We start from the raw sequence: 7,988 nt of genomic DNA on the forward strand, positions 1-7,988 counted from the left end.
TCCGTTCAGGCCAACCACCAGCACGCGCGGCGGCTTCTCGCATTCCAGGTCGGGCAGGAGCGTGGTTCGCCCGGTCTTGCCCGAGGCATCGCCGCGCTCCACCAGCGCCGCCAGCTTGCCACCGCTGGCCTGGTTGATGGCCTGGGCCGAGGGCGAAAGGCTGCCGTCGCCGAACACGCCGACAACGACGCAGTCGGTGTCCGCGGTGGCGGGGGCGAGGTGGTTCAGGCGAAATTCGAGGGCCATGGTGTTTGATTCCGTACAATTGGGGGAGTCGGGAGCAAGGCGCCCATTGGGGGCGACGCTCCGTGACGACCCCGCGATTCTAACAAGGCACGGGCCGGCCGGTCCGGACCCGTCCCCTTTATCTCCGGCAAAGGCCCACCTTCACGCATGCTGCTGATCGAACGCCACCTGCTGCGCCAGTTCGCCTCCAGCGTGGCTGCCGTGGCCGCCGTGCTGCTGCTGGTGGGGCTGGGCGGGCTGCTGGTGGACCTGATGGCGGAGATCGCGCGCGGCAAGGTTCCGGCCGGGCTGCTGCTGTCGCAGCTGGGGCTGAGGTCGGTGCAGGTGCTGCCGCTGCTGCTGCCGCTGGCGCTGTTCATCGGCCTGCTGCTGTCGGTGGGGCGGCTTTACGGCGACAGCGAGATGGCCGTGCTGTCGTCGGTCGGGCTGGGGCCGCAGCGCCTCTGGCGGCCGCTGGCGCTGGTGACGGTGCCGGTGGCCGTGGTCATCGCCGTGTCGTCGCTTTGGCTCGCGCCCACCGGCGCGCGGATTGCCCGTGACATGGTAGAGAACGCCAAGCGCTCTTTCCTGGTGGCGGGCCTGGAGGCCGGCCGCTTCATTGAGTTGCCCGGCCGGGCCGGCGTGCTTTACGTGGGTGAACTCAGTACCGACGGCACCAGGTTCCGGCAGATGTTCGTGCAGTCCGAGCGCAATGGCCGGCTGGACGTGATCACCGCCAGGGAGGGCGAGCTGGTGGTGGAAGGCGACGCCGACCGGTTCCTGCGGCTGCACGACGGATTCCGTGTTGAAGGCACGCTCGACGCCAAGGACTTCCGCCTGATGCGATTTGGCCAGAACGAGCTGAGCGTGCCCGATGCCGCCGCCGACAGCAGCGCCGACGACCTTGAAACGCGCTCCACCGTGCAGCTGCTGGCCCAACCCGACGCCGCCGCGCGCGCCGAGCTGCACTGGCGTATCGCCACGCCGCTGATGGCGCTGGTGCTGGGCGTGCTGGCGCTGCCCCTGGGGCGGGGCGAGCCGCGCCAGGCCCGCTACGGCCGCATCCTGGCGGCGCTGCTGATCTACGTGAACGCGATGGCGCTGCTGGTGCTGGGCAAGGGCTGGCTGGCCACCTCGGTGCTGCCCGCGTGGGCCGGCCTGTGGTGGCTGCTGCTGCCCATGGCGGTGCTGGCCTGGTGGCTGTTCCGCACCGATGGCCGCCTGCGCGCGCCCACGCGGGTGCCGGCGTGAACCTGCGTCCACGCATCATCGACCTGTACCTGGCGCGGGCCGTGCTGGTGAGCACGCTCGGCGCGTGGGCGGTGCTGGCGGGTTTCGACCTGTTGTCGGCGTTCGTCCAGGAGCTCGACGAGATCGGCGAGGGTGGCTACACGCTCAGCCATGCGGTGCTGTTCACTGCCTACACCCTGCCGCGGCGCCTGTATGAACTCTTCCCCACGGTGGCCCTGATCGGCACCGTGCTGGGCCTGGGTGGGCTGGCGTCGCGATCGGAGCTGGTCGCGATGGGTGCCGTTGGCATGTCGCGGCTGCGCATCGGCCTGGGCGCGCTGATTTCAGTGATGCTGCTGACCGTGCTGATGGTGGTCAACGCGGAAACCGTGGCGCCGTTCGGCGAGCAGAGCGCGCAGTCGGTGGTCACCCAGGCCAAGACCGGCGACGTGGTGGTGGCGCGCGTGTCGGGCCTGTGGCTGCGCGAGGGCAATATGTTCCTCAACGCCCGCGACGGCGCCAACCGCCGCACCGACGGCTTGGAGTGGACCGAGCTGCGCGGCGTGCGCCTGTTCGAATTCGACGACCAGGGCAAGCTGCTTTCGATGGCCGAGGCGAAGACCGCCGAGCATCGCGGCGGCCGGTGGCTGCTGCGCGACGTGAAGCGCTCGCGCTTTGGCGAGAGGTCGGTCACCACGCAGGCGCTGCCGCAGGAGGCCTGGGAAAGCGAACTCGACGACCAGGCCCTGGCCGCCGCGGCCTCGCGCCCGCGCTACCTGAGTTCGCGCGAGCTGGATCGCAACATTGAGTACATGCAGCGCAACGGCCTGGACTCCAAAGCCTTCGAGAACGCTTATTGGGCCCGCTGGTTCTATCCGCTCAATGTGCTGGTGCTTTGCCTGGCGGGGCTGCCGTTCGCGTTCGGTTCGCTGCGTTCGGGCGGGTTTGGCAAGCGGCTGTTCATAGCCATCGTGATCGGCGTGGCCTACCTGCTGGCGCAGCGCCTGGTGGTGAGCCTGTCGGACGTCTACCGTTTCGACGCGCGCGCGGCCTACCTGCTGCCGCCGCTGATGCTGTTGGGGCTGAGCTGGGGCGTTCTGGCGCGACGCGACTGACGATCAGGGCTTGGGCAGGCGCACCATCACCGTGCGGCTGGCGATGTCGTGCCAGGTGCGGCGCTCGCGGTCCACCAGCGACCAGGCGAAGCCCAGGCCTGCGGCCGCCAGCGAAACCGTAGCCACCGCGTAACGCAGCCAAAGCGCCCCGGCGCCGGCCTTGCGGCCGTCGGCGGCCAGTACCTTCAGTCGCCACGGCCGCATGCCCAGCGTCTGGCCGATGCCGCGCCAGGACATCACCGCATACAGGCCGCTGATGGCCCAGCACAGCAGCCACAGCGCGAACTGACCCAGGCTCCACGGCGCGAACGGGGCATGGCCGGGCACCACGGCCAGGGCGACGCCGCTGACGGCGAACCACAGCGCGATATTGGGCATGGCGTCGTACACCATGGCGAGCACTCGCCAGCCAAGGTGGGCGGGCAGGGCGGCGGGAAGCGGCGCAGGCAGGGCGTTGTCCATGTGCGAATGATAGCGGCACCGCAGTGAAGACCGACATGCGCCGGGTCGGCGCCGCCGCCTTGGTCTAAGCTGCCGCACATGACTTCCAAGCTTCCCGCCGACCGCCGTGCGGCCGCCCAGGCGCTGCCCCCGGCGGCGCCCGCCGACCTTCGCTCGATCACCGCGTTCCTGGATCGCGCCTGGGCCGAGTCGGGCCTGTCGCCGCTGACCCTGCAGAGCTACCGCCGCGACCTTGAGGGGCTGTCGCGCTGGCTGGGCACCCGCGGCCGGGACCTGGCCGGCGTGGACCGGCAGGTGCTGTTCGACTACCTGGCCCAGCGCACCTCAGACGGTTACGCCGCGCGCAGCAATGCCCGGCTGCTGTCGGCGCTGCGGGCCTACTTCGCCCAGCAGGTGCGGCTGGGCGTGCGTGAAACCGACCCCACGGCCCTGCTCGACCCCCCCAAGCTGGGCCGGTCGCTGCCCAAGGCGCTGTCGGAAAGTGAAGTGGAGGCGTTGATCGCGGCGCCCGCCGTGGACACCACCGCCGGCCTGCGTGACCGCGCCATGGTGGAGCTGATGTACGCCACGGGCCTGCGGGTGAGCGAGCTGGTGAACCTGCCGGCCACTGCGCTCAACCTGCGCCAGGGCGTAGTGCGCGTGATGGGCAAGGGCAGCAAGGAGCGGCTGGTGCCGCTGGGCGAAGAGGCCCTGCACTGGATCGAACGCTACATCGCGCAGGCGCGGCCGGCGCTGGCGGGCAGCCGCGCGGCGGCGCCGCTGTTCCTGGGCCGGGCGGGGGCTGCCCTGAGCCGGCAGCAGTTCTGGAACGTCGTGAAGCGCCTGGCCGTGGTGGCCGGCATCGACCCGGCCAAGGTCAGCCCGCACGGGCTGCGCCACAGCTTCGCCACCCATCTGCTCAACCACGGTGCCGACCTGCGCGCGCTGCAGATGCTGCTGGGCCACAGCTCGCTTTCCACGACCCAGATCTACACCCTGGTGGCGCGCGAAGGCCTCAAGCGCCTGCACCAGCAGCACCATCCCCGGGCCTGATCCGGCGCGGCATGCCACAATTGCCGGAACTTTCCGCGCCCCTCCCGGGTCGGAACCAGAACCGAACCGAGGACGCACGAATGATCCGCCATACCCTGACCGCATTCGCCCTGGTGGCCAGCCTGACCGCTTGCGCCGCCGAGCCGCAGGCCACGCCGGCCGCTCCCGCCGCGGGTGCGGCCAAGCCGGTCGCGGCTGCGCCCGGCGCGCCTGCCAGTGAAGCCGCGCTGCGCGCGGCCATGAAGGAATTGGCGCCCGACGCGGTGATCACCCGCATCGACGAATCGCCCATTCCCGGCTTCAAGGAAGTGGCGATGGGCGCCCGGGTGGTTTACCTGTCCGAGGACGGCAAGCGCCTGATCCAGGGCGCGCTGTTCGACATCCCCAGCCGGGAAAACCTGACCCAGGCCAGTGAAAGCGTACTGCGCAAGGACCTGCTGGACGCGGCCGGGGCCGACCGTCGCATCGTGTTCGCGGCGGCCAATCCCCGCCACGTCGTCACCGTATTCACCGACATCGACTGCGGCTACTGCCGCAAGCTGCACGAGCAGATGGCCGAATACAACCAGCTCGGAATCTCGGTGGAATACCTGTTCTTCCCGCGCTCGGGCCTGTCCGGCGAGTCCTTCGACAAGGCGGTGTCCGTGTGGTGCGCGCCCGACCGTCGCCAGGCCATGACGGCGGCCAAGGCCGGCCAGTCCCTGCCCAAGGGCAACTGCACCAATCCGGTCACCATGGACTACACCCTGGGCCGCAGCATCGGCCTGGACGGCACCCCGGCCATCTACGCCGCCAACGGCGAGCAGCTGGGCGGCTACGTCACCCCGGCCGAAATGCTGGCCCGCCTGGACCAGATCGCGGCCAAGCCGGCCCGCTGAGGCTCCGGCCTGCGACAGGCCGGGCCGAGTGCCCGGCCTTCGTCTACAATACGGCGCTCGTTTCCCACGGAATAGTGCGGACATGATTGTCCTTGAGGGCCTGCCCGCCCTGTCGCCCTTTCGGCGCGACCGTCTCCAGAACCGCCTGCAGCTGATCGTCGGTGACCTCCGGGTCGTCGGCGCCTGGCACGTCTATTTCGCCTTGCCCGAAGCCGGCGCGGCGCCCGACCTGGCGGTGCTGGGCCGCATCCTGGAAGGCTGCACGGGGCGCGAGGAGCCGGCCGAAGGCAGCGTGTCGCGCTTCGTGGTGCCGCGCCTGGGCACGCTGTCGCCCTGGGCCACCAAGGCCACCGAGATCGTGCGCGGTGCCGGCATGGCGGTAAAGCGCGTGGAGCGCGGCCTGCGCCTGGACCTGGCGGGCCTGCCGCCCGCGGCTGACCCGCGCTGGCCGCGCCTGGCGCGCGCCCTGCACGACCCGATGACCCAGTCCCTGCTCGAAACCCGTGACGAGGCCGCGCAGCTGTTCGTGCGCCTCGCCCCGGGCCCGGTGGAGCGCATCGCGCTGGCGGCGCTGGCGGAGGCCAACGGCCGTCTCGGCCTGGCGCTGTCGCCCGACGAGATCGAGTACCTGCAGCAGCGCTACGGCGAGCTGGGGCGCGACCCGTCCGACGCCGAACTGATGATGTTCGCGCAGGCCAACTCCGAGCACTGCCGCCACAAGATTTTCAACGCCGACTGGACCATCGACGGCGAGCCGCAGCCGCTGACCCTGTTCAAGATGATCCGAAACACCCACGCCAAGTCGCCGCAGCTCACGCTCACCGCCTACAGCGACAACGCCGCGGTGATCGAAGGCCATCCGGGCGCGCGCTTCCGGCCCGAGGCCGACACGGGTGAGTACGGCCACAGTGCGCCGGTGGACTCCGCGTTCTGCATCAAGGTCGAAACCCACAACCACCCCACGGCCATCTCGCCCTTCCCGGGCGCCGCCACCGGTTCGGGCGGTGAAATCCGCGACGAAGGCGCCACCGGCCGCGGCGGCAAGCCCAAGGCCGGGCTCACCGGTTTTTCGGTATCGCACCTGCGCATCCCGTCGCTGCCGCGCCCGTGGGAAGCCGATCGCCCGCTGAACCCGCGCATGGCCACGGCCCTGGAAATCATGACCGACGGCCCGATCGGCGCCGCCGCGTTCAACAACGAATTCGGCCGCCCTGCGCTCACCGGTTACTTCCGCAGCTTCGAACTGCCCACCGACCAGCCCGGCCTGAGCCGCGCCTACGACAAGCCCATCATGCTGGCCGGCGGCCTGGGTGCGATCGACCGTGGCCAGGTGAAGAAGCTCGACCTGCGCCCCGGTGACTACGTGGTGGTGCTGGGCGGCCCGGCGATGCTGATCGGCCTGGGCGGTGGTGCCGCGTCGTCGGTGGCCTCGGGCCAGAGTTCGGAAGACCTCGACTTGGCCTCGGTGCAGCGCGACAACCCCGAGATGCAGCGCCGCTGCCAGGAAGTGATCGACCGCTGCTTCGCCCAAGGCGAGCGCAACCCCATCCTCACCGCGCACGACGTCGGTGCCGGCGGCCTGTCCAACGCCATTCCCGAGCTGCTGCACGACTCCAGCGTCGGCGGCATCATCGACATGGCGAAGATCCCCAGCGACGACCCGTCCCTGTCGCCGATGCAGCTGTGGTCGAACGAGGCGCAGGAGCGCTACGTGCTGGGCGTGGCCTCGGACCGCTTCGCCGACTTCGAGGCCATCTGCCTGCGCGAACGCGCGGTGTTCGCCGCCGTCGGCGTGGCCACGCTGGACCCGCGGCTGGTGCTCCGGGCCCCGGATGGTTCGCTGCCGATCGATCTGCCGATGGACGTGCTTTTCGGCAAGTCGCCCAAGATGCACCGCGACACCCAGCGCACGCCGGCCCCGCGCTGGCCGCGCCTGGACACCGCCAGGCTCGACCTGCGCGAGGCCGGGCTGCGGGTGCTTTCGCATCCCACGGTGGCGGCCAAGAACTTCCTGGTCACCATCGGCGACCGGTCGGTGGGCGGGCTGTGTTCGCGCGACCAGATGGTGGGTCCGTGGCAGCTGCCGCTGGCCGACGTCGCGGTCACGCTCACCGATTTCAACGGCGTGGCGGGTGAAGCCATGGCCGTGGGCGAGCGCACGCCGCTGGCGCTGATCGACGCCGCCGCGTCGGCCCGCATGGCCGTGGGCGAAGCCATCACCAACCTGGCCGCCGCCGGGGTCGCCTCGCTTTCGGAAGTGAAGCTGTCGGCCAACTGGATGGCCGCTGCCTCGTTCCCCGGCGAAGACGCGCTGCTGTTCGACGCGGTGAAGGCCGTGGGCATGGAGCTGTGCCCGGAGCTGGACATCGCCATCCCGGTCGGCAAGGACTCGCTGTCCATGCAGGCGCAATGGCAGGCCCCGGAAGGCCCGCAGAAGTCTGTGTCGCCGGTGTCGCTGGTGATCACCGCGTTCGCCCGCGTGGACGATGCGCGCCAGACGCTGGTGCCGGTGCTGGACCGCACGGTGGATTCCGAACTGTGGCTGATTGGCCTGGGTGCCGGCGCGCGCCGCATGGGCGGCTCCATCCTGGCCCAGGTGCACTCGGCGTTCGGCGGCGCCAGCCCCGACCTGGACGAGCCGGCCCGCCTGCGGCATTTCTTCGCGCTGGTGCAGGCCGCGCGCGCCGACGGCCTGCTGCTGGCCTACCACGACCGTTCCGACGGCGGCGCGTTTGCCGCACTTTGCGAAATGGCCTTCGCCAGCCACTGCGGCCTCGAGCTCAGCTTCGACGGCTGGGGCGATGATCCGTTCAGCACGCTGTTCAACGAAGAGTTGGGCGCGGTGGTGCAGATCGCCGCCGAGAACCGGGCGGCCTTCGCCGACCTGGTCGACCGCCACGAGCTGACGCACTGCGCGCAGCGCATCGGCAAGCCGACCTCGGCGCCGGTGGTGCGCGTCAGCGAAGGCCGCACCATGCTGGCCGAATGGAGCTGGCACGAGCTGTTTGAAAGCTGGTGGTCGGTGACGCACGCCATCCAGGCCGGG

7 protein-coding genes are annotated in these 7,988 nt (G+C 70.6%); 5 read left to right on the plus strand and 2 right to left on the minus strand.

All coding sequences use genetic code 11. From position 1 onward, the window contains the following. Nucleotides 1-246, minus strand: a 246-nt coding sequence (locus K0M70_RS05790; RefSeq protein WP_290780492.1) for a M17 family peptidase N-terminal domain-containing protein, incomplete at its 3' end; no start/stop codon positions are given. 147 nt (nt 247-393) lie between these two features. Here K0M70_RS05790 and lptF point away from each other — a divergent pair. Both lptF and lptG read left to right on the plus strand, forming a co-directional pair. Then, entirely contained in the window at nt 394-1,476 is a 1,083-nt protein-coding gene (gene lptF / locus K0M70_RS05795) for an LPS export ABC transporter permease LptF (RefSeq protein WP_290780494.1), read from the plus strand. After that, nucleotides 1,473-2,570 carry an LPS export ABC transporter permease LptG gene (gene lptG, locus K0M70_RS05800; RefSeq protein ID WP_290780497.1) on the plus strand — a complete coding sequence of 366 codons (1,098 nt, stop codon included), beginning with the start codon at nt 1,473-1,475 and terminating at the stop codon, nt 2,568-2,570. Before lptF ends, lptG begins: the two co-directional genes overlap by 4 nt. Before the next feature lie 3 nt (nt 2,571-2,573). On the opposite strand, the gene K0M70_RS05805 is transcribed toward lptG, so the two are convergent. After that, nucleotides 2,574-3,032, minus strand: coding sequence for an RDD family protein (locus K0M70_RS05805; RefSeq protein ID WP_290780500.1), 459 nt, complete (start codon nt 3,030-3,032; stop codon nt 2,574-2,576). 78 nt (nt 3,033-3,110) lie between these two features. Here K0M70_RS05805 and xerD point away from each other — a divergent pair, with 78 nt between their 5' ends. From xerD to purL, 3 genes are all read left to right on the plus strand, one after another. Continuing rightward, nucleotides 3,111-4,064 (plus strand): site-specific tyrosine recombinase XerD, encoded by a 954-nt coding sequence (xerD, locus tag K0M70_RS05810; protein ID WP_290780503.1) that lies wholly within the window; start codon nt 3,111-3,113, stop codon nt 4,062-4,064. An 80-nt stretch (nt 4,065-4,144) separates the two neighbouring features. Next, nucleotides 4,145-4,942: a thioredoxin fold domain-containing protein gene (locus K0M70_RS05815; RefSeq protein ID WP_290780506.1), complete on the plus strand. Its 798-nt coding sequence runs from the start codon at nt 4,145-4,147 to the stop codon at nt 4,940-4,942. 82 nt (nt 4,943-5,024) lie between these two features. Next, nucleotides 5,025-7,988, plus strand: a 2,964-nt coding sequence (gene purL, locus K0M70_RS05820; RefSeq protein WP_290780508.1) for a phosphoribosylformylglycinamidine synthase, incomplete at its 3' end; no start/stop codon positions are given.

Origin of the sequence: Arenimonas sp., assembly GCF_019459675.1 — a bacterium.
Taxonomy (GTDB): domain Bacteria; phylum Pseudomonadota; class Gammaproteobacteria; order Xanthomonadales; family Xanthomonadaceae; genus Arenimonas.

Coding starts and splice junctions, on each gene's coding strand:
- K0M70_RS05805 (WP_290780500.1), bottom strand. CDS start 3,032: ATGGACAACGCCCTGCCTGCGCCGCTTCCCGCCGCCCTGCCCGCCCAC.
- xerD (WP_290780503.1), top strand. CDS start 3,111: ATGACTTCCAAGCTTCCCGCCGACCGCCGTGCGGCCGCCCAGGCGCTG.
- K0M70_RS05815 (WP_290780506.1), top strand. CDS start 4,145: ATGATCCGCCATACCCTGACCGCATTCGCCCTGGTGGCCAGCCTGACC.
- lptF (WP_290780494.1), top strand. CDS start 394: ATGCTGCTGATCGAACGCCACCTGCTGCGCCAGTTCGCCTCCAGCGTG.